General features: G+C 25.8%; 18 protein-coding genes. 2 read left to right on the plus strand and 16 right to left on the minus strand.

The annotated features are described in order from the left end of the window. The first annotated feature begins 208 nt into the window (after positions 1 to 208). On the plus strand, positions 209 to 2,572 hold the full coding sequence (locus HZY83_RS06755) for a hypothetical protein (RefSeq protein WP_179943285.1): 2,364 nt from the start codon (positions 209 to 211) through the stop codon (positions 2,570 to 2,572). 86 nt (positions 2,573 to 2,658) lie between these two features. On the opposite strand, the gene sufB is transcribed toward HZY83_RS06755, so the two are convergent. The 16 genes from sufB to HZY83_RS06835 form a co-directional block, all read right to left on the minus strand. Beyond that, a complete protein-coding gene (gene sufB / locus HZY83_RS06760; protein ID WP_179943323.1) occupies positions 2,659 to 4,038 on the minus strand; it encodes a Fe-S cluster assembly protein SufB in 1,380 nt (459 codons plus the stop codon). A gap of 10 nt (positions 4,039 to 4,048) precedes the next feature. After that, positions 4,049 to 4,489 carry a Fe-S cluster assembly sulfur transfer protein SufU gene (gene sufU, locus HZY83_RS06765; protein WP_179943286.1) on the minus strand — a complete coding sequence of 147 codons (441 nt, stop codon included), beginning with the start codon at positions 4,487 to 4,489 and terminating at the stop codon, positions 4,049 to 4,051. Beyond that, complete coding sequence (locus HZY83_RS06770) at positions 4,476 to 5,714, minus strand: aminotransferase class V-fold PLP-dependent enzyme (protein WP_370520056.1); 1,239 nt, start codon at positions 5,712 to 5,714, stop codon at positions 4,476 to 4,478. Before HZY83_RS06770 ends, sufU begins: the two co-directional genes overlap by 14 nt. Next, positions 5,714 to 7,009 carry a Fe-S cluster assembly protein SufD gene (sufD, locus tag HZY83_RS06775; protein WP_179943288.1) on the minus strand — a complete coding sequence of 432 codons (1,296 nt, stop codon included), beginning with the start codon at positions 7,007 to 7,009 and terminating at the stop codon, positions 5,714 to 5,716. Before sufD ends, HZY83_RS06770 begins: the two co-directional genes overlap by 1 nt. Before the next feature lies 1 nt (position 7,010). Further along, positions 7,011 to 7,751 carry a Fe-S cluster assembly ATPase SufC gene (gene sufC / locus HZY83_RS06780; protein ID WP_179943289.1) on the minus strand — a complete coding sequence of 247 codons (741 nt, stop codon included), beginning with the start codon at positions 7,749 to 7,751 and terminating at the stop codon, positions 7,011 to 7,013. 310 nt (positions 7,752 to 8,061) lie between these two features. After that, a complete protein-coding gene (locus tag HZY83_RS06785) occupies positions 8,062 to 9,246 on the minus strand; it encodes an acetate/propionate family kinase (protein WP_179943290.1) in 1,185 nt (394 codons plus the stop codon). Between the two features lie 114 nt (positions 9,247 to 9,360). Beyond that, positions 9,361 to 11,106, minus strand: coding sequence for an excinuclease ABC subunit UvrC (uvrC, locus tag HZY83_RS06790; protein WP_179943291.1), 1,746 nt, complete (start codon positions 11,104 to 11,106; stop codon positions 9,361 to 9,363). A gap of 72 nt (positions 11,107 to 11,178) precedes the next feature. Continuing rightward, positions 11,179 to 13,104: a Stk1 family PASTA domain-containing Ser/Thr kinase gene (gene pknB, locus HZY83_RS06795; protein ID WP_179943292.1), complete on the minus strand. Its 1,926-nt coding sequence runs from the start codon at positions 13,102 to 13,104 to the stop codon at positions 11,179 to 11,181. Further along, positions 13,094 to 13,843, minus strand: coding sequence for a protein phosphatase 2C domain-containing protein (locus HZY83_RS06800; RefSeq protein ID WP_179943293.1), 750 nt, complete (start codon positions 13,841 to 13,843; stop codon positions 13,094 to 13,096). Before HZY83_RS06800 ends, pknB begins: the two co-directional genes overlap by 11 nt. Continuing rightward, positions 13,821 to 14,954, minus strand: coding sequence for a dual-specificity RNA methyltransferase RlmN (rlmN, locus tag HZY83_RS06805; protein ID WP_179943294.1), 1,134 nt, complete (start codon positions 14,952 to 14,954; stop codon positions 13,821 to 13,823). The genes HZY83_RS06800 and rlmN overlap by 23 nt, the downstream gene beginning before the upstream one ends. Further along, positions 14,954 to 16,279, minus strand: a complete 1,326-nt coding sequence (gene rsmB, locus HZY83_RS06810; RefSeq protein ID WP_179943295.1) for a 16S rRNA (cytosine(967)-C(5))-methyltransferase RsmB — start codon at positions 16,277 to 16,279, stop codon at positions 14,954 to 14,956. Before rsmB ends, rlmN begins: the two co-directional genes overlap by 1 nt. Continuing rightward, the gene (fmt, locus tag HZY83_RS06815; RefSeq protein ID WP_179943296.1) at positions 16,272 to 17,228 is read right to left on the minus strand and encodes a methionyl-tRNA formyltransferase; all 957 of its coding nucleotides are present in this window, start codon (positions 17,226 to 17,228) and stop codon (positions 16,272 to 16,274) included. Before fmt ends, rsmB begins: the two co-directional genes overlap by 8 nt. A 157-nt stretch (positions 17,229 to 17,385) precedes the next feature. Next, positions 17,386 to 19,728 carry a replication restart helicase PriA gene (gene priA / locus HZY83_RS06820; protein WP_179943297.1) on the minus strand — a complete coding sequence of 781 codons (2,343 nt, stop codon included), beginning with the start codon at positions 19,726 to 19,728 and terminating at the stop codon, positions 17,386 to 17,388. 12 nt (positions 19,729 to 19,740) lie between these two features. Continuing rightward, positions 19,741 to 20,907 carry a bifunctional phosphopantothenoylcysteine decarboxylase/phosphopantothenate--cysteine ligase CoaBC gene (gene coaBC, locus HZY83_RS06825; protein WP_179943298.1) on the minus strand — a complete coding sequence of 389 codons (1,167 nt, stop codon included), beginning with the start codon at positions 20,905 to 20,907 and terminating at the stop codon, positions 19,741 to 19,743. Positions 20,908 to 20,925: 18 nt separating this feature from the next. Continuing rightward, a complete protein-coding gene (locus HZY83_RS06830; protein ID WP_228098470.1) occupies positions 20,926 to 21,231 on the minus strand; it encodes a DivIVA domain-containing protein in 306 nt (101 codons plus the stop codon). 16 nt (positions 21,232 to 21,247) lie between these two features. Then, entirely contained in the window at positions 21,248 to 21,994 is a 747-nt protein-coding gene (locus tag HZY83_RS06835) for an RsmE family RNA methyltransferase (RefSeq protein WP_179943299.1), read from the minus strand. A 180-nt stretch (positions 21,995 to 22,174) separates the two neighbouring features. Here HZY83_RS06835 and HZY83_RS06840 point away from each other — a divergent pair, with 180 nt between their 5' ends. Next, entirely contained in the window at positions 22,175 to 23,422 is a 1,248-nt protein-coding gene (locus HZY83_RS06840; RefSeq protein WP_179943300.1) for an aminotransferase class I/II-fold pyridoxal phosphate-dependent enzyme, read from the plus strand. The last annotated feature ends 2 nt before the right edge of the window (positions 23,423 to 23,424 follow it).

Consider the following 23,424-nt stretch of genomic DNA (forward strand, 5'->3'; position numbering starts at 1 on the left):
AAATTATATGTAACAAAGATGATATAAAAAATACTTGATTTTAAATTAGGTAGATATATCAATAAAATAAAACTTACACAGGAGAATAAATTATGAAAAATAAATTTACATTACGGATTATAATTCATAACTAATAGGTTATTAGTACTCATACTTTTTAAATTAAAATTTAATTTTAAGAATAAAATAAGTACAGTGAGGTTAGATTATGATAAAAAAACATTCTAAATTATTTTTAATATTTATAATAACAACTTTATTAATGGTATTTTGTAACTTAAAATCTGAAAATACTGCTAATGCAGCTACTTTTTCTCCTATGTTATTAGATAGTAATGGAGAAAAAGTTACAGATAACTTAACATTTAATATTACAGATAGTATGGATAATTCGGTGATTACAGCTACCAGTACAAATGATGGTTATATTGATTTTTATAAAGTTAAAGAAAATCATATATATAATGTAAGTATGATTAACAATAATAAATATATAGTTGAGCCTATTTCTTTTATTATTAAAGATGGAACACCTTATATTACTAATACAAATAAACTTTTTCTTTCATTAAAGGTTTTAAAAAATGAAAATAAATTAGAAACTACTAAATTTTCTAATTTATATTTAAGTGTTTTAAGTAATGGTGCCGAAATAAAAGATGATTTAGAATTTATATTTACAGATGGAGTTACGAATATTAAATCTAAAAATATTGATGGCCAAATATTTGCTAAATTAAAAGAAAATACAAGCTACACATTAAAATTAGTAAACAATAATAAGTATTCTATGGAAGAATTTTCATTCACTATTAAACCTGATGCTAGCGGCCTTTCTTGGCCTTACATAGATAGTAACCAAAAATTATTATTAAATGTAGATTTAAAAGAAAAAATATCTTTAGAAAATAATGAAGATAATTCAAATAAATCCATAATTAATACATTAAAAATAATTAATCAAAATGGAGATAACGTTAATGATGAGCTAACATTTATATTTTATAATAAATCTAAAAATCAACTACTAGGAGAGTTTAAAACAGCTAATGGTAAACTTCCCAAAATTAAACTTACTACTGATGACATTTATGAAATAACTCTTAAAGAAAATGAAAGATATTCTATGAAAAAGAAAAACATTTATGCATTTATGGATGGATTGCCAGTAGATGTAGATGATGAATATGAAAGATTAACAGAAGAATTAGTAGTAGAAAACTGTGGATGTGAAATAGAAAATTTTAAGAAAGTAACTATTAACCAAATGAAAATAATTGATACAAATGGAAATAGTGTAAAAGATAATCTTACTTTTATATTTTTTAACATATCTAAACAACGTCCATTAGGAGAATTTATCTCTGTAGGTGGAATGCTTCCTAATATAGAGTTAATTGCAGATGATATTTATGAAGTTTATGTAAAAGAAAATCATAAATACGGTATGAAGAGAAAAAATATTTTTGCATTTATGAATCACTATCCTATTGATGAAAATGATGAATATCAAAGATGGTTTGATACATTTGAAGTAATAAAAAAAGATGAAAATTACGTAGAACCTAAAGAAGAAAAAGTACCTGTAGAAATAACTACATCATTTAATAATAAAATTATTAAAGAAAAAATAACTTTTGAATTAATTAGTGAAGATGAAACAATAGTTGTTGATAGTAACGATGGAGTAGTAAAAGCAAATTTACACCCTAATGTTGATTATATGGTAGGACTTGTAAATAATGATAAATATGATATTGAAACTTTCCCACTTGTAGTAAAAAATAAAATAGTTGGAAAATTTCCTTATGATCATAGAACTTGTGATTTAGTAAATACATTTAATCTAGTTGAAAAAGGAACTATTATAGAAAATAATCCTCGTCACACAATAGAAGACGAAAATAAAACTTCTAGAGTTACAGGTATGAATTTTTTAGATTTGAAATTAGTTGTTGAAAAAATTAATCCTGAAAATATTGATACATTAAAAGATAAAGATGTAGATCTTTATGATATTAGATTTATTAATGTATATAGAAATGAAGTAGTAAAAATTCCTACTGGAAATTACACAGTTACAATACCTAAAATTAGAGGAAAAGAAATAAAAGCAATATATTATGTAGGTGACAATGGAAAATTAGAAGAGCATGAGATAATTAATGGAACAAATAATAGTGTAGTTACATTTAAAACTAATCATTTTTCTATGTATGCAATAGAATATAAACAACCGAATACTAATTATAGTAATAATGGAGAAAATAAACCAAATAATTCTGAAAATAATAAAGATAGTAACTTAAATAATAATCAAATTAATAATTCTACTACATCATCAGATTATAAAGAAAATAACCTTAATAATGATTTTAATAATAATCCAATTGTTAAAATAGATAATAATGCATTGAACAAGAAGATAGAGAAAGAATATAACATCATCAATAAAACAGATGATAACAAAAAATTAACTAATACAGGATCTACTGTTTCTTCTAACGGTTATTTATTTGCAATATTATCAATTATTTGTATAATAATTGTAAAAAGAAAAATTAAAAAATAAAATAAAAGGCATATCTTGTTTGATATGCCTTTTATATAATTATAAAATTAACAGAACCTTTAATTGACACGTATAAACTATAATTATTATCCTATTGATCCTTCCATTTCAAAGGAAATTAACCTATTTAACTCTACTGCGTATTCCATTGGTAATTCTTTAGTAAATGGTTCAATGAATCCCATAACTATCATCTCTGTAGCTTGTGTTTCATCAAGTCCTCTACTCATCAAATAAAATAATTGTTCTTCAGAAACTTTAGAAACTTTAGCTTCATGTTCTAATGAAACATTTGAATTATTTATAATATTATAAGGTATTGTATCAGAAGTAGAATATTCATCTAAAATTAAAGTATCACACTCTATATTTGATCTAGATCCTTCTGAATTACGTCCAAAATTTATCCAACCTCTATAATTTACTTTTCCACCTTTTCTTGACATAGATTTAGAAACTACTGATGAAGATGTTCTAGGAGCTAAATGAATCATTTTACATCCAGCATCTAAAACTTGTCCTTCACTTGCAAGAGCTATCGAAAGTGTATTTCCACTTGCGCCTTCTCCTGCTAAAATACAAGCAGGATATTTCATAGTTAATTTTGATCCTAAATTTCCATCTACCCATTCCATAGATCCATTTTCTTCAACTATTGCACGCTTAGTCACTAAATTATACACGTTAGTAGACCAATTTTGAATAGTTGTATATCTAAATCTTGAATTTTTTCCAACAAATATTTCAACTACTGCTGCATGTAATGAACTAGCTGAATAAGTTGGAGCTGTACATCCCTCTACGTAATGTAGTGAAGAATTTTCATCAATAATAATTAGAGTTCTTTCAAATTGTCCCATTTTTTCGGTGTTAATGCGGAAATACGCTTGCAAAGGTGCTTCAACAGACACTCCTTTAGGACAATAAATAAATGATCCTCCTGACCAAACAGCTGAATTTAATGCTGAGAATTTATTATCGTTAGATTCTACACATTTTGAAAAGTATTTTTTAAATAATTCTTCATGATTTTTTAGTGCAGTATCAGTGTCCTCAAAAATTATACCTAACTCTTCAAATTGCTTATGCATATTATGATAGACTACTTCTGATTCATATTGAGCAGAAACCCCTGCTAAATACTTTTGTTCAGCTTCAGGAATACCTAGTTTTTCAAATGTATTTTTTATTTCTTGTGGGACTTCATCCCAATTTCTCTCTGTTTTTTCCGATGGTTTAACATAATACGTCATATCTTCAAAGTCTATTTCAGAAAGATCGCCTCCCCATGTAGGAATCGGTAAACGATAAAATTCTTTTAATGCATTTAGTCTATAATCTAACATCCATTTAGGTTCATTTTTCTTTTTCGATATAGTTTCTACTATTTCTTTAGTCAGACCTTTTTCTGTTTTAAAAATAGATACATCTATATCAGAAAATCCATATTGATATTCACTAAACATTTCTTCATTTTTATTCAACAGTATCACTCCTTTGTTTTAATATTTTCTCTGAAATTTTCCAACCTAAAGTAGCACACTTTACTCTAGCAGGTAATTGTGAAATATTTTCAAGAGAAATGCTATCCTCTAGTAAATTAACATCATAATCTAAGCCCATAATCATATTTAAAAAATTGTTAATCTTATTATCGGCTTCTTCTACAGTTAAATTTTTTAATTCATCTGTCATCATTGATGCAGACGACATAGATATAGAACATCCTGTTCCTATAAATTTTATATCTTTAATAATGTTATTTTCTATATTCATACTTATAGTTATCTTATCACCACAAGATGGATTTAACATTTCAAGTTTGTATCCTGATTCTATAACTCCATAATTATGAGGATATTTACTATGATCCAAAATAACTTGCTTATACATATCTTTTAAATTAGAAAAGCTCATTATTAAAAAACTCCTTAGTTTCTTTTAGTGTTTGAATGAAAATATCAATCTCATCCTTTGTATTATAAAAATAAAGACTTACTCTAGCTACTGAGAAAACTTCTAAGCGATTTAGTAAAGGTTGTGTACATTGATGACCTGCTCTTATACAAATACCTCTAGCATCTAAAAAACTTGCTAAATCATGAGGATGTACATTTTCTAAATTAAATGCTACCAAAGACACTCTCTTAGATACGTCATGACATCCATATATAGTTAAACCTTCAATTTCTTTTAATTTACTTAATAAATATCTAGTTAATTCTTTAGTATAAATTTCTATATTCTCTAGTCCAATATTATTTATATACTCTATAGCTGCCTTTAATCCTGCTGCTTGAGCTAAAAGTGGTGTTCCAGCTTCGAACTTATTAGGTAATTCAGCCCAAGAAGAGTCCTTATCATTAACAATACTAATCATTCCTCCGCCATATTTCACAGGATTTATGCGTTCTAACAATTTCTTTTTCCCATATAATACACCTATCCCAGTAGGACCACACATTTTATGTGCACTAAAGGCTAAAAAATCACAATCTATTTTTTGAACATCAATTTTAATATGTGGAGCTGCTTGTGCTGCATCTATAACATAATATAAATCTTTATTTTTTTTTCTTATAATTTGTCCTATTTTTTCAACATCATTTAGAATACCTAAAATATTTGAAGCGTAAGTTAACGATACAATTTTAGTTTTATCTGTTATTGAATTTTCTAACTCATTAAGACTAATAAAGCCATCTTTATTTACTTCTAAAATTTTTAATTTTAACTTTTTGCGCTTAGCTAATTGTTGCCAAGGAATGAAATTTGCATGATGTTCCAAAGAACTTAAAATAATTTCATCGTCCACTGTTAATTCTTGCTCTAGCATATTTGCAACTAAATTTAATAATTCAGTAGTCCCACTTCCGTATATAATTTCTTCATCAAATCTAGCGTTTATAAAATTTTTAACAGCTCTTTTTGAATCTATATAAATATTTTCTGCTTCATTTCCTAAAGTATATACAGAACGATGTATGTTAGCATTATAATTACTATAAAAATTTGTTATTGCATCTATTACATAATCAGGTTTTTGAGTAGTTGCACCATTGTCAAAATAAACTAGACTATTATCATTAATTTGACGCTTTAAAATAGGAAATTGTTTACGAATGTTTTCAATGTTCAAAATTATTCACTCACTTTATTTATTTTTTCATCTATAAGAGATATTGTCTCTAACTTAACTTTATCTACTTTTAACTTCTCGATTACTGGAGATAAGAATCCATGAACTAAAAGTCTACTTGCTTCTTTTCTACTAAGTCCCCTACTATTTAGATAATATATTTGTTCTTCATCAATTTTTCCTAGAGAAGCTCCGTGCCCAGCTGCAACATCATTTTCATCTATAAGTAACATTGGATTAGCATCTGCTTTAGCTTTATCTGATAATGTTAGTAATCTAGAGCTTTGATAAGCGTTAGAGCTAGTAGCACCTTTTACAATAAATCCTACTCCATTAAAAACTATATGTGATTCATCTAATAATACTCCGTGTTGTAAAATATCTCCATTAGTATTTAATCCTTGATTGACAAGTTCACTATTGAAATATATTTTCTGTTTACCTGTTCCTAAAGTAACAAGTTTTAAATTACTTTCAGAGCCATCACCAATTATATTAGTTGTATTATCGCAAAACACATCAGCGTTGTCCATAGTAGCAATGTTCCAATTTAATATAGCTGATCTTTGAGTTATACCATTTCTAACAATAGTACCTCTTTGTTTACTATTAAAATTAGTAACTGAACTATAATTTATGTTAGAATTTTCTTTTGCTAAAACTTCTGTAATCATATTAAATGCTCTATTAGATACAGGAGATATATAATTTTCTATAAAATTTAATTGAGAATTTTTTCCAACATTAATAGCTACATGATTATAGAAAGACTGTTTATCATTATCTACTATCGCAGTATATTGAACTGGAACATCAATATTAGCATTATCTAACAATTCAATATAGATACCAGAATTTAATAAAACATAGTGTTGTGATGTTAATTTATTTTTTTCTGGTGAAGCAATTTGTCCAAATACTTCTAATAAATTTTTGTTTTCTTTCATAGCAGAAAATATATCATTGACAATAATTTGATTTTTATATTTATCTGGTATATTAACATACTTCAAACTATTATTTTTTTGAACTATTGTAATACTGTTTTCATCAAAATTTATAACATCAGCATAATCTTCTTTATTAAAATCAGAATTGTCTATTTCTAGTAAATCATTTGTATCAAAATCTAATAAATTCCATTCTTCTAAATTCATAGAATGTAATTTAGGATAAGATAAGCTATAATTTTCATACATTGCTTTTCTTCGAAGTAGACTATATGATTCTACTTCAGAAAGTACATTAGACAATTTATTAAGTGTTTTTATACTAATTTTTAATTTGTTATTGTCCATATTACACCTCTTCTTTTAGCCAATCATAACCTTCTTTTTCTAATCTAAGTGCTAATTCTGGTCCTCCAGATTTTACTATCTTTCCATCCATTAATACATGAACATAGTCCGGTGTTATATAATCTAGTAGTCTTTGATAGTGTGTAATTATTAAGCAGCCGAATTTATCACTACGCATTTCATTTACACCTTTTGATACAACTTTTAATGCATCTATATCCAAACCAGAATCTATTTCATCTAATATCGCAAACTTAGGTTCAATCATCATCATTTGCAAAATTTCATTACGTTTTTTTTCTCCACCTGAAAAGCCATCATTAACATAACGTTGAGACATTTTTAAATCCATATCTAAAAATTCCATAGTCTTATCAAGTTTTTTTATAAACTGCATAATAGGAATATTGTCTTCTCTACGAGCATTAATAGCCGATTTAATAAATTCAGATGTAGGTACTCCTGGTATTTCTGATGGATATTGCATAGCTAAAAATAATCCTGCTTTAGCTCGCTCATCTACTTCCATTTCTAAGACTTCTTCATCATCTAATAAAATACTTCCACCATCTATCTCATATTTAGGGTGTCCCATTATTGCTGAAGCTAACGTAGACTTTCCTGCTCCGTTAGGTCCCATTACAGCGTGTATTTCTCCCGAATTTATAGTTAAATTTAAACCTTTTAATATCTTTTTGTAATTAATCGATACTTCTAAATCTTTAATATTTAATACAGACATAATAATCTCCTTTAAAATTTGATACCATATTACATTATAACAAACTGTATATATATTTGCTAATGTTATGTTTAATTAAATATAATTAATAACTTTATCAAAATATATATTTATTGCTTATTTAAAAGTTCTCTCTTCTCTATAAATATAAATTATTTATAATTTCTTTTATAAAAATTTTAATTATAAAATTTCAGTTTTTTTACAAACTATCAAAACTATCAATAGAAAAATAATTTATCAAAATAAAAAAGATAACATTAAGTTATCTTTTTTGTTTTATGTAGTCAAAATTAATATTAACTGTAAATTATTTTGTTAAATCAAAAGTATCACGAGCAATCATAAGCTCTTCATTAGTAGGTATAATGAACGCTTTTACTTTTGATTCTGGAGTTGTTATTTCTGTTAGTTTTCCACGAACATTATTTTTCTCTTTATCTACTTCTAAACCTAGGAAAGTTAATCCTTCTAAAACTTCTTCACGAACCCATGTAGCATTCTCTCCAACTCCAGCAGTAAATACTATTACATCAACTCCATTCATAGCAGCAGCGTAAGATCCTACATATTCTTTGATTCTATTGATATAAACATCAATAGCTTCTGCTGCATTTTTATCAGTGAAACGAACATCTTCTACATCACGTAAATCTGAAGAGATAGAAGATAGCCCTTTAAGTCCTGATTCGTGATTAAATACATGTATTATTTCTTTTAAATTTAATCCTGTTTTTAGAGATATGTAAGGGATAGTAGCTGGATCAATATCTCCAGTTCTCGTTCCCATAACTAAACCAGATAGTGGTGTGAATCCCATAGATGTATCTATAGATTCACCATTCTTAATAGCACATATAGAAGCCCCATTTCCTATATGACAAGATATTGTTTTTAAATCTTTTATATCTTTTCCAGTAACTTCTGCAGCCATTTGTGCTATGTATCTATGACTAGTACCATGTGCTCCATATTTTCTGACACCATATTTCTCATAATATTCTCTAGGAACTGCGTACATATAAGTAGATTTAGGCATAGTTTGGTGGAATGCTGTATCAAAAGTTAAAACATTCTCTACATTTGGTAATGCTTTTTGGAATGCTTTTACTCCCATTATATTCGCAGGATTATGAAGCGGAGCAAGATCTTGAATACTATCCAATTTTTCTAGTACTTCATCAGTAACTAAAACAGATTTATCGAAAAACTCTCCTCCATGAACAACTCGGTGTCCTACACCTTCAATATCTTCTACTTTTTCAACAATATTCATTTCAGTAAGTTTATTAAGAAGTCTTTCTATCGCAAAATTGTGATTAGGAATATCTAACTCTTCTCTTACTTTTTCTCCATTAAACTCTATAGTGAATATTCCATTATCAATCCCTATTCTCTCTACCAGTCCTTTGGCAATTACAGTTTCTTCTGGCATTTCAAAAAGTTGGAACTTTAATGATGAGCTACCTGAGTTTATTGCTAATATTTTTGTCATAAAATTAATATCTCCTTAATTTAATATTATATTCTTATTATCTCATTATTTATAAATAATTACAATACCTTCATCAAAAAAATGATAGCTTTTGCAATGTTATTATAAACCTTTTTATAGTTTATTTTTTATTTCTAAAATAACATCTTTAGGAATACCTAATTTTTTCAATTTTTCTTGACTAGATTTTTTCAATTCTTCTATGCTACTAAAGTTTTCCAACAAAATTTTTTTTCTCTTTGCTCCAATACCTTTTATATTGTCTAATGGAGAAGAAAACATATTTTTAGTTTTTAAGCTTCTATGATATGTTATGGCAAATCTATGTACTTCATCTTGAATTTTTTTCAAAAATAAATATTGTTCTGAATGTTTATCTAAAGTTATAATTTCATAATCATCTGTAACTATATATTCAGTTATATGATTACTATTTTTAGCTAAGCCTATAATTTTTATATTTAATTCTAACATATTATGTACAATATCTATCGCAGCTGTTACATGATTTTTTCCACCATCAACTATTATTAAATTAGTTTTAGTATCTTTATCTTTATATGTTCTAAACAGAACTTCTTTCATAGTTTCTATATCATTAATACCTTCTGTATATTTCACTTTAAATTTACGATAACCATATGTATTTTTTTTACCATTTAAAAAATTAACTTTTACAGAAACAGCATCTTGCCCCATAATATTTGAATTATCAAATGCATCTATATTACTTATAGTTGTAACACCTAACTGTTTCGCTAAATTATTTAACATTAATATTTGTTGTTTTTCTTTTTCCTCTTCAATTTTTATATTATTATCTAGATAATATTTGGCGTTATTTTTTAAAGTATCTATAATTTTTTTGTTATAACCTTTTTTAGGGTTAATAAATTTTACTCCTATTAGTTCAGTAAGTAACTCAACATCTAATCCTTCTATAAACACTTCCTTAGGAGCTATATTTAATGCGTAATATTGTATTATATACGAATATAAAACCTCTGTATAGTCACTATATAAGTTATAATATTCTACTTTCCTTTCTATAATATTACCCATTCTAGATAAAAATATTTGAATACATATATAGTTTTCATCATAATAATAACCTATATAATCTCTATCAATATTACTAGTCATAGATATATTTTGATTTTCTACTGAAATTTTAATTGCTTGAATATATTCATAAATTGTTGCAGCATTTTCAAATTCTAAATTTTCTACATAACTTTTTAACTTAGCATCTAATTTATTTAATATATTTTTTGTATTACCATTTAAAAAATTTTTAATATTTTTTATTTGATTTTTGTATTCTTCATTAGTAACTTTTTTGGCACAAGGACCGATACATTCACCTATTTGGTAATATGTACAAGCTCTTTTTTCAATAGGATTACATTTTCTTAAAGGATATATTTTATCAATTATTTTTTTTAATTGAGTAGCAGATTTTATATCCACATAAGGTCCAAAATAAATATTAGCACTATTTTTTTTATACTTTCTAGTCAAAATTATTCTAGGGTGTTCTTCTTTTGTAATCATTAAATAAGGATATGTTTTGTCATCTTTTAATCTAATATTATAATGTGGTTTATATTTTTTTATTAAATTATTTTCTAGTAATAATGCTTCTTTTTCAGAATTTACTATTATATATTCTAAGTCATAAATATTACTAACTAAAAGTTGTGTTTTTTTATTATGTGTCCCTGTAAAATAACTCTTTATTCTATTTTTTAAATTTTTTGCTTTACCTACATAAATTATATCTCCTAGTTCATCTTTATAAAGATAACATCCAGGTTCATCAGGTAGTAATTTTAATTTTTTTCTTAATATCTCATTCATAGTTTACCTTTCTATGATTTATAAGAAAAGCTTGCGACTATATATTAATCAACAAGCTTTTCCCTCTTTATTTTATCTATTTTCTTCGGCAGATCCTGAAACTGTTACTGCTAAGTTTGTATTATCTAGAACTATACTTTCTCCTGATTTTATTGATTGTGATAGTACTGTTCCTACACTTTTTGTACTACTAGAATTGTAGGAAATACTTAGATTTACATTGTTAGTATCTGCCCATGATTGCAAAGATCTTAGTGAACCCCCTACAAAATTGGGCATTGTTATTTTTACTAATGGCTCTTTACCTTTAGAAACTACTACAGAAATAGTGTCTCCTTTTTTAATTTCAGAATTTTCTTCAGTACGTTGTTCTGCAATTTGATTTTCTTCGAAATTTGAATTATATTCATATTTTTCTACTTTAATATTTATTCCTAAATTATCTGCAATTTTATACGCTTCTGTCAGAGTTTTTCCTTTTAGATTTGGAGCTGTTATTTTTTTTGCTCCTGTGGAAATAGTTATAGTAATAGATGTTTCTTTTGGTACTACAGTTTTTCCTGCTTCAATGCTTTGGGCCATAACTTTCCCTGCTTCATAAGTATCAGAATCACTTTTCTCAAAAGTTATATTTTTGAATCCAACTTTTTCTAAAGCATTTTTGGCTTGATTTTCAGTCATACCAATATAATTTGTTACTTCTATAGTAGCTTTACCAGAAGAAACATTTAAATTTACTTTGCTTCCTTTACTTACTTTTTTTCCAGCAGAAGGATCACTACTGATTACTTGATTACTACTTACACTATCACTAGGAACTTCTATAATTTCTCCAACAGTAAGCTCTGCTTTATTAAGTGCTGATTTAGCTTCTTGAACAGTTAAATTTTTCACATCTGGAACGGATACTTTATTACTACCAACAAAATAATTATATGCGAATATAGAAGTTCCTGTAATAAATATTAGCAATAAAATTATAGCTAATATTCTACCAAAAGTAGATGATTTTTTTTCATTTATTTTAGTTTGATCATTTTGTTCAATATTATTTTGAGATATATTATTTTCTCTAATATGTTCTACTTGATTAGGTTTACTAACTATTTGTTGTACTCTAGTTTGTTCAAGGTCGTTATTATTGATATTAGAAAAACCAGTATATACTGTTTCATTCAATCTACTAGTATCCAAAGAAGTTTCTAAATCTTCTCTTAATTCATTAGCACTTACGTATCTTTCGTTAGGATTTTTCATAGTAGCTTTTTTTATAATATTTTTTATACTTCTAGGTATTTCTTGTCTATAATTTTCAATATCAGGTAATTCTTCTTGCAAATGTTTTAGAGCGATAGCAACCGCCGATTCTCCTTTAAACGGAATTTTACCAGTTATAAGTTCAAACATTAATATACCTAATGAATAAATATCACTTTGGGCTGTAGCTATATTCCCTCGAGCTTGTTCAGGAGATAAGTAATATACTGTTCCCAACATCTGATTAGTTTGAGTGAGTGTAGTATCTCCGTAGGCTCTTGATATGCCAAAATCTGTAATTTTACAATTAAGATCTTTTGTCATCAGTATATTTTGTGGTTTAATATCTCTATGAATTATTCCATTTTTATGAGCATGAGATAATCCTTCTGAAATTTGTTTCATTATATGAATAACTGTCTCTAAAGGAATATTTTTATTTTGTAACATATATTCTTTCAAAGTCATTCCTTCTACATACTCTAATATTAAGTAATAAAAGTTGTCTTCATTTTCAACCCCGTATATAGATACTATATTAGGATGAGAAAGACTAGTAACAGCATTTGCTTCTCTATTAAATCTTTTTATAGCATCTTCATCATACGAATCTATTTTAAATGTTTTTATAGCTACTTGTCGATTTAAAATAGTGTCTTCTGCTAGCCAAACAGTTGCCATACCTCCTGTACCTAAATGATCTATAATTTTGTATCTGTCACATATAATTCTACCTATCATCTTGTACCCCTCTTAATATCTTAAATAATGATATAGATATATTATCAACGCCTCCACGTTCATTGGATTTTTCTATTAACATATTAACAGCATTTGATAAATCTTCACTGATTATAATATTAGAAATCTCTTCATCATCAAGCATTGTAGTTAATCCGTCTGAACAATTTAATATATAATCAAAATTCTCTATACTTTCTTCATTGATATGAATTTCAATATCTTCATCAACTCCTATCGCTTGAGTTAATGTGTGTCTTTTAGGATGAATTGTTGCTTCTTCTGCAGTAATTACACCTGCATCTAGAAGAACACCCACAAAAGAATCATCTTTAGCTAGTAACTTCATTTTATTATCTGTAGTTAAGCCATAACTTAAGCTATCACCTACATTAATTATTAATATTTTATCTTCATAAATTATTGTTACTAATAAAGTAGTAGCCATTTTTTGATTTTGTTTTTTTGATTTGTTAATTATCTCTTTATTTAATAGTAATATATTATCTAAAATCCAATCTTTCATATTATCGTAACTAATAAAAGATGATTTTTTCCATTTTTTAGTTAATTCTTTTACAATATAATTACTAGAAAAAGAGGAATTTTTATGACTGCTAACTCCATCACATATTATACTAATTAAATTATTATCGTTATTTTTAGCAATGTTAATAGCATCTTCATTTTTTGTTTTTTTAAGTCCTTTATTGTAGCTATACGAATATACTACTGGCATCTGGAATACCTCCTTTTACCTCATCTTTTCTTTCCTTAGCTCTTAATTGTCCACAAGCAGCATCAATATCATCACCTTGCGTTCTTCTAATAGTAACATTAACTTTATTCTTTTTCAGTATTCTTTCAAAGTTGAAAATATCTTTTTTACTTGTTCGAACATAGTTACGCTCAGGAACATAGTTTATAGGAATTAGATTAACATGGCAGTTTAAATCTTTTATTATTTCAGAAAGTTTTTCTGCATGCTCTGCTTGATCATTTACCATTCCCATTAATCCATATTCAAAAGTTATTCTACGACGAGTTATTTTTTGGTAATATTTCAGTGATTCCATTAATTTATCTATATTATAAGCTCTATTAACAGGCATAATTTTGCTACGTAGTTCATTAGTCGGTGCATGTAGCGATACCGCAAAATTAATTTGAATATTTTCGTTTGCAAAGTCATAAATTTTAGGAACAATACCTGATGTAGAAACTGTAATATGACGCGCACCTATATTAAATGATTCGTCTGAATTAACTATTCTTATAAAATCCATCATTTCATCATAATTTTCAAATGGCTCACCAATCCCCATTATTACTATACTAGAAACTCTTTCTCCTACTTTATCCAATTCTTTTTGAACTTTTAGTACTTGAGCTACTATCTCACCAGCTTCAAGATTTCTTTTTAATCCACCTAGAGTAGAAGCACAAAATGTGCACCCTATCCTACAACCTACCTGAGTAGTAACACACAAAGAATTCCCATATTTATTACGCATAAGTACACTTTCTATAGTATATTTATCCTGTAATTCAAAAAGAAATTTCATAGTTCCATCTTGTGATTCTTGTTGAATTAATGTTTCAAGGATTGTAATTTTAAACTCTGCATCCAATTTTTCTTGAAGTGCTTTTGGAATATTTTTCATTTCACTAAAACTTGCAACTCTTTTTTTGTACAACCAATCATAAATTTGTTTTGCACGAAATTTCTTTTCTCCAATAGATACTAAGTAATTTTCTAATTGATCTAATCTTAATGAATATATAGACATCTTATCAAAATCTTTTAACCATCTACTCTTTTTATATTTTTTTAATTCAGTTATTAACATTATGCCTCCAATTTTCTTAATTTAGCAATAAAAAAACCATCACAATTATATTCATTTGGAAGAATATTTAATATTCCTGTCTCTTTTTCACTAACAATACTATCTATATTTATTTTCTCTAATACAAAATTAGGATATTTTTCCAAAAATCTTTTAATATTATACTCATTTTCACGTTTATCTATCGTACAAGTAGAATATACTAACAAGCCATTAGGTTTTAAGTAATTAATGCTATTTTCTAAAATAGAATATTGTATTTTAGAAATATCTTGTATATAGTTATCTGTAATTTTATATTTTATTTCTGGTTTATTTTTTATTACTCCTATACCCGAACAAGGAACATCACAGATTACAATATCAAATTTATTTTTAAAATTATTATTTAATTTAGTTGCATCTTGATTAATTGTAATAATATTGTCTATATTTAACCGTTCAATATTTTTATTAATTAAATTTAATTTATGTATATATTTATCACAAGCAGTTAAATTAGAGTTTAAATATTTACTAGCTATATGAAGACTTTTCCCTCCGGGTGCAGCACAAGTGTCTAAAATATCCATAGATCTTTTATTATCTTCATTTAGTACACAGGCCACTAGAGAACTAGCTTCATCTTGAATTGTATACATACCCTCTTCAAAATATAAATCATTCAAATCTAATGAATTTAGTAATATACAATCTTCACATATAACACTTTCTTTAGCATTTATATTATTATCTTTAAAGTATTTTAATAATTTTTCTTTAGTTGTTTTAATAGGATTATAACGAATACTATTCTCTGATTTTTTATTAAAAGCTAGTATTATATCTTGTGCTATTTCTAAGCCATATTGATTTTCTAATATATTAAATAATTCTTCAGGACAACTATTCTCAATACAAATTTTCTGTTTTTCATTATCATATTGTAAATTTTTTTCATTAAAAGTTCTAATAATTGTTCTAAGAACTCCGTTAACAAACTTACTAGTATGATTTCCCATTATTTTTTTTGCAATATTTACTGCTTCATTAACTGTTGCAAAGTTAGGAGTTTTATCCATATTTAAAATTTGATAAATAGACATAATTAATAATACTTTTACTTTGGACTTTATACGGACTTTAGAATAATGCTTCAGTATATGTTCTAAGTAAATTTTATTTTTCAGAGTTCCATATACTAATTCAGTTATAAATTTCTTATCCTGTAAATTTATTTGTTTAGAATTAAATATTTTATTAATAGCAATATTACTATATGCATCATTTATTATAATGTCTTCTAATATGTTAAAGGCATATTCTCTTGCATTAGTTTTAGACATCTATATCACCTAACTTAATTCCAATATAATTTTTCTTATTAGATAAGAAATTCTTAGTAGTTATTCTATTTTTTCCAGCTAATTGTAATTCCAAAATTTTTAGTGTTGTTTCATTTCCACATTTTACATATATAGCTTCTTTATCTTGATAGACTATCTCACCAACATTGTAACTTTCATCTTTAATATTAGCTATTTCTGTTTTCCATATTTTTAAAACTTTATTGTCTAAGTAAGTAAATGCTCCTGGAGATGAATCTAGTGCTCTTACCTTATTGAATATTTGCTCTGCATTTTCTGCCCAAATAATTTTCTCATCTTCACGTGTTATATTTTTAGCAAAAGTTGCTTGAGTATCGTCTTGTTTTTCAGAGATAATTTCTTCATTAAATATTTTAGGTAAGGTCTCTTTTAATAAATCACGTCCTGCTATAGATAATTTATCATGTAACGAATCATAATTATCATCATAACAAATAGGAACTTCTATTTTGGAAATCATATCTCCAGCATCTAGGCGTTTTTCCATATACATAATAGTTATTCCTGTAACTTTGTGACCTTCCCACAGTGCATATTGAATAGGAGCTCCTCCTCGTAATTTAGGCAACAATGACCCATGTACATTTATTGATTTTAATTTTGGTAAAAATAATATTTTTTCTGGAACTAATTGACCGTAAGCTGCAGTAATAATAATATCCGGATTTAATTCTAATAATTCATTATATACTTCTTCATCTTTAGATATTTTTTCAGGTTGTAATACTCTAATATTATGTCCCAAAGCTAGTTTTTTTACTGGTGTTGGCGTTAATATTTTTTTTCTTCCTACTTTTTTATCTGGTTGAGTTATTACTAATTCAACATTATAATTTTCAATCAACATTTGTAATATAGGCACTGCAAAATTTGGCGTTCCCATAAACACAATTTTTTTATTTTTCATTTTAGACTCTCCTAACTTTTGTACAATCTATTTAATTATACTACAAATAAGCATAATTAATCAATATTTCCTGTTTATAGGAAGAGTTTATTAGCGAGATATACAAAAACAAATTATAAAAAAATTCCATATAGGATAATTACCTATATAGAATTTTCTAAATATAGTCTTGTGCTGAATTATCTATAGATATAGATATATTTTCTTTTTTGTAAAAATCTTTAAAATAACTATTAATATATTTCAATATTCTATGAAGACTTTTATAATCTTCTTTATTAAATCTAACCGCTATATTATATTTATATTCATTATTAATTTTATAAATAATACTTTTAGTTGGACCTAATATTTTTGTACTATCGTAATGTTTTGCTAAAAAATTATAAATTGATTTCGCTGACAATAATACTTTATCCTCATCTAACCCTTTTATTGTAAAAAAAGATATATTAAAATATGGTGGATATTGTATTAATTTTCTTCTGTTTATTTCATAATCATAAAAGCCACTATAATCATTTTTAATTGCATAGTCAATTATATTGCTATCTATATTAGTTTGAACAATAACAGTACCTTCTTTATCACTACGTCCAGAACGGCCAGCTGTTTGAACTAAAAGTTGAAACAATTTTTCATTTGATTTAAAACTTGGAAAAGATATCAAATTATCTACAGCTAAAATTCCTACTAAAGTTACATCAGGAAAATCTAATCCTTTTGAAATCATTTGTGTACCTAAAAGAATATTACTCTTTTTCTTTTGAAAATTAGTCAATAATCTTTCATAAGAACCTTTATTTCTAGTTGTATCAGAATCCATTCTCGTTATTATAGCATCAGGTATATGTTCTTGTAGATATTCTTCAACTTTTTGAATACCATAAGATCCAGATACTAGTTGTGGCTTATTGCAACATTTCTTTACAGATTTTACATTTTGCAAATAACCACAAAAATGGCACTGAAGATAATTATCTTTTTTATGATAGTTCAAACTAATATCACAATTTTTACACTTATAAATATGCCCACAGCTAAAGCAATTAATAAAATTAGTATATCCTCTCTTATTAATAAGTAACATTACCTGCTCATCCTTAGCAATTTTGTCTTTAATTGCTTCAATTAACTCATTACTTATTATATCTTCTTTTTTCTCTAAATGTGTCAATTTCATAGTAGGATACTTATTATTAAATCGTTTATCTAATACAAGAAGATTAGAAGAATTAAACTCTTTAAATTTGTAGTATAAAGAAACAGAAGGAGTAGCACTAGCATAAACTAACGTTGCTTTATTATAAAAAGCTCGTTTGTAAGCTACATCGTGAGTATCATACTTAGGTGTTTCTGTTTGCTTATAGCTAGATTCATGTTCTTCATCTATAATTATAAGTCCTAAATTTTCAAATGGTGCAAATATTGCTGAACGAGTACCTAAACAGATTTTTACTTTTCCATCTTTTATCTTCTTCCATTCATAGTATTTTTCTGTTTTATTTAATCTAGAGTGAATGATAGCAAGATTATCTCCAAAAACTTTTTTAAATTTTTTTTCTATTTGAGGAGTCAAAATAATTTCTGGTACTAATATTATAGCTTCTTTATTAAGATCTAGTATAGACTTAACTAGATGAATATATATTTCAGTCTTTCCAGAGCCTGTTATTCCATGCAATAGAAATTCATCAAAATTATCATTAGATAAGGCACTATTAATCTTATTAAATACGTTATACTGATATTTATTTAACATATTTTCATTTATGTAAATATCAGTGTTGTTATACTCATTTTCCACTTTATACTTTACTTCGATAACATTTTTTTGTAATAAATTTTTTACAACTGATATACCTATATTTAAAGCATCTTTAACATCTTTATCTTTTATTTCTTCATTTTCTTTTAAATAATCTACTAATATTTGTTGCTTAGCGGTTAATTTACCTAAATTTTCTTGTTTATTAAGTATATAATATTTTATGTTTTTTTCTTTTAGTTGATTCTTAGCTAAATTAACAAGTTTTATGTAACTTTTTGATAGTAATAGTTCTATCTTCTCTATACTTATAATGTTTTCTAAATCTTTTTTAAGAATTAAACCTTCTTTAGAAAAATATTTCTTATACACTATATCGTAGTTAACTAGCTTATAATATTCAACATATTTATTTTTTAATATTGTGGGCAACATAGCTTCTATAACTTGTATTTGCGTACAATATAATTCATCTGCTAATACTCTAGAAAGAAGTATTAATTCTTTAGTCAATATAGCTGAGCTATCCTTTATTTCTATTATTTCTTTGCATTTGTCAGAAGAAAAATTTATTTTATCTACAACATTAACAACGTATCCTTGTACTACTCTACTTCCAAATGGGACACCTACTCTATACCCTAAAATATTAGTATAACCATTAGGGATTTTATAATAAAATGTTTTATCTACATTACTGTTTTTTATATCGACTATTACTTCTGCATACAATTTTCTATCCTCTTACATTAGTTTTCCTACTAATATTTTCGCAATATTTTCCTTACTAGTTTTTTCTATTTTTTCTACATTATTTTCTTTATCTATTATATATACTTCATTATCATCTGATACAAATCCTATTCCTTCTTTAGAAACATCATTTGCAACAATTAAATCTAAGTTTTTCTTTTTAATCTTATCTTTTGCATATTCAATTACATTATTAGTTTCTGCTGCAAATCCAATTAAAATTTGGTGTTCTTTCTTATTTTGTCCTAAATAATATAAAATATCTTCTGTACGTCTAAATTCTATTTCTATATTTCCTTCTTGCTTTTTAACTTTTCTATCATAAGTAATTAAAGGGGTATAATCAGAAACAGCTGCTGATTTAACAATAATATCACAAATAGAAAATATCTTTCTTACCTCTTCAAACATATCATGTGCGGTAGTTATATTTATAATGTTTATATTTTTATATGTTGATTTATAAGATGCTGATGTTACTAAATAGACATTTGCCCCTTTTTTAGCAAATTCTTCTGCAATAGCAATGCCCATTTTTCCACTGGACGGGTTAGAAATATACCTAACAGGATCAATATACTCTTTAGTTGCCCCTGCAGTGACTAATACATTTTTCCCCGAAAAAACTTGAGGTTCTAAAATACTATCTAAAATAACTTCTTTTTCTGGAAATTTTCCTTTGCCTATATCTCCACATGCCAAAATACCCTGCGCAGGCTCAATAAAGTTAAAACCTAATTGACGCAATTTAAAAATATTACTTTGTGTTATAGGATTTTCATACATAAATGTATTCATAGCTGGCGCTAAATATATATTAGAAAATGTCCTAGCTGCTAATATCAAAGTACTAGCCAAATCATCTGCGATTCCATTAGCAATTTTCGCTATAATATTAGCTGTAGCTGGAGCTATAAGAACTTTATCAGCCCATTTCATTAAATCAATATGCTGTATTTCATTTACATCCAATTCATTAAAAGTATCTGTATATACTTTATTTTTTGTAATAGTTTGAAATGTTAACTCGGTAACAAATTTAGTAGCATTTTTAGTCATAACTACCTTTACATTATGTCCTTCTTTAATCATACTACTAGCTAAATCTACTGATTTATAAGCTGCAATACCACCTGTAACTATTTGTAAAATGTTCATTATTAATAGAACTCCTATCTAATCATTATATTTTCCAAAAACTGCTTGCTCTAATCTAGCAATTCTTTGTAATATATCTACATTACTTGATTGCGGCTGTGAATCTTGCTGTTTTGTTGTGTTTTTTAAAGCACTAATTTTTATTTTTAAATTTTGATTTTCTATTTCTAAATCTTTTAATTTTATTAAAAGTTTTTCTACTTTCATATAATCTTCTATTATTAAATCTAAATAATGATTTACTTCTTCAATATCGTATCCTTTTATTTTATTATTTTTAAATTCTTTTTCATATATTTCTCTTGCTGTTAAATTTAATTTCATCATAATCCTCTTATTATTAATTTAGTTCCACAAAATACGCTATACAACTCAAAAAAAACAATGGTGCTGTTTCTGCACGAAGTATTCTTTTTCCAAGTCCAACAGATTTATAACCATTATCATTAAGATAATTAACTTCCTTACTAGATAATCCTCCCTCACTTCCAAACACTGCAACAATTTTTCCATTTTCTAAGTTTTGGGTTAATAATTGTTTTAAATTATTATTTTTCATATTTTTAGCTTCTTCTTCGTAAGCTACAATCTTATAATCATAATAACCATAGTTATAAATCAATTCATTTATACTTGATTTATAACTTATAGTAGGAATAGCTCCTCTTTTAGATTGTTCTGCTGCCTCTTTTGCTATTTTGTTCCAACGAGTCAGTTTACTTTCAATTTTACTATCTTTAATTTTAGATATATTTCTCTCAGAATTAAATAAAACTATCTCTGAAACTCCTAATTCTGTAGATTTTTGAATTAAATATTCAATCTTATCATTTTTCAAAGGCGGTATTGCTATAGTTATTTGTACTGACAATTCAGTCGACAATTCTACTTTCTCTACTGGAAAAACTACAACTCCGTCCAATTTATTATCTTCAATGCTACATATATATCTTTCTTTATTTGAAAATGCAATAAATATCTTATCACCAACTTTTTTTCTCATTACTTTTATGATATGAAAACTATCATCTTTAGATAAAACAAAATTTTTATATTCAAATTTCTCATCAATAAAATATTGTTGCATAAATTACCTCTATTAAAAATTGTAATAGTAAATAGATGTATTACTATTTATTTAATATTTTACTTTATAACATTGTACAAATCAACTAATTCATAGAATAACAATATTGCTTTTTTAATATATAAACTTTATAATAAATATATAAATTACTTTATTATAAAATTATGGAAAGGAACAACTATGACTTTTTTTTCTAATTTAGGGGACGAAATGATCCTACCTCAAGATGTACTTATTCAATCAAAAGAAACTCAAAATGTCCAAAATGCTATTAATGCAACAATAGGTATGGCAATGCAAAATGGAAAAGTTATGAAAATTAATAGTTTAGAAAAAATTATTAAAAATCTTAATATAACAGACTATTTGCCTTATTCACCTACACCTGGAGAAATTACTCTTCGTGATTTATGGCATAAAAAAATACTATCTGAAAATCCTAATGTAAATCCTAATTATTTGTCAACACCTATCATTACAACTGGAATAACACAAGTATTAGATTTAACCGCAAATTTATTTACTCAAAAAAAAGATGCAATATTATTACCAGATTTATTTTGGCAAAATTATGAACAAATATTTACAGTTAAGTTAAATAATAAACTTTATAAATATCAACAATTCGATAATAATAACAATTATAATTTAAAATCATTTGAAGAAACACTTACTAATATTAAAGAAAATAAAATTACTATAATACTTAATTTTCCTAATAATCCAACTGGATATACACCTTCTACTTTAGAATTTAAAAAACTAACTGATATAATTAATGATTTTTTAAAAAATAATTTAAACAAAAAGATAGTAATTATTTGTGATGATGCTTACTTTGGTTTATTTTTTGAAGATAAGCATAAAAATTCTACATTAAATAGTATTGAAAAATTAGTAGATAATAAAAACTGTTTAATAATTAAAGCGGACGGGGCAACTAAAGAACTTTATGCTTGGGGATTTAGAATAGGCTTTATAACATATTACACTAAAGATAATAATTTAAGAGATATGTTACTAAAAAAAACACAAGGTTACTTAAGGAGTACAATTTCTTCAAGTTCAACTATAGCTCAACAAGCAATAAAACAATTAATGGTAAATGAAAATTATTTAAAAGAAAAATCATTAAATGATAAAACAATAGAGAGTCGTTATAAAATTTTAAAAGAAGAAATAATAAAAGAAGAGTTAGCTAAATATGTAACTATCTTACCTTTTAATTCAGGGTATTTCTTTACAATTAAATTACCAAAAGAAATTGATGCTGAAGAGTTTCGTCTAAAATTGCTTCACGAACATAAATTTGGCGTATATGCAATGGATAAAGAACATATTAGAATAGCATTTTCTTGTTTAGAGGAAAGTCATATAATTTTATTAATAAAAAAAATAAAAATTTGTATTGTAGAAATGAGTAGATAAGA

Origin of the sequence: Gemella sp. GH3 (genome assembly GCF_013415425.1) — a bacterium.
Lineage (GTDB): Bacteria > Bacillota > Bacilli > Staphylococcales > Gemellaceae > Gemelliphila.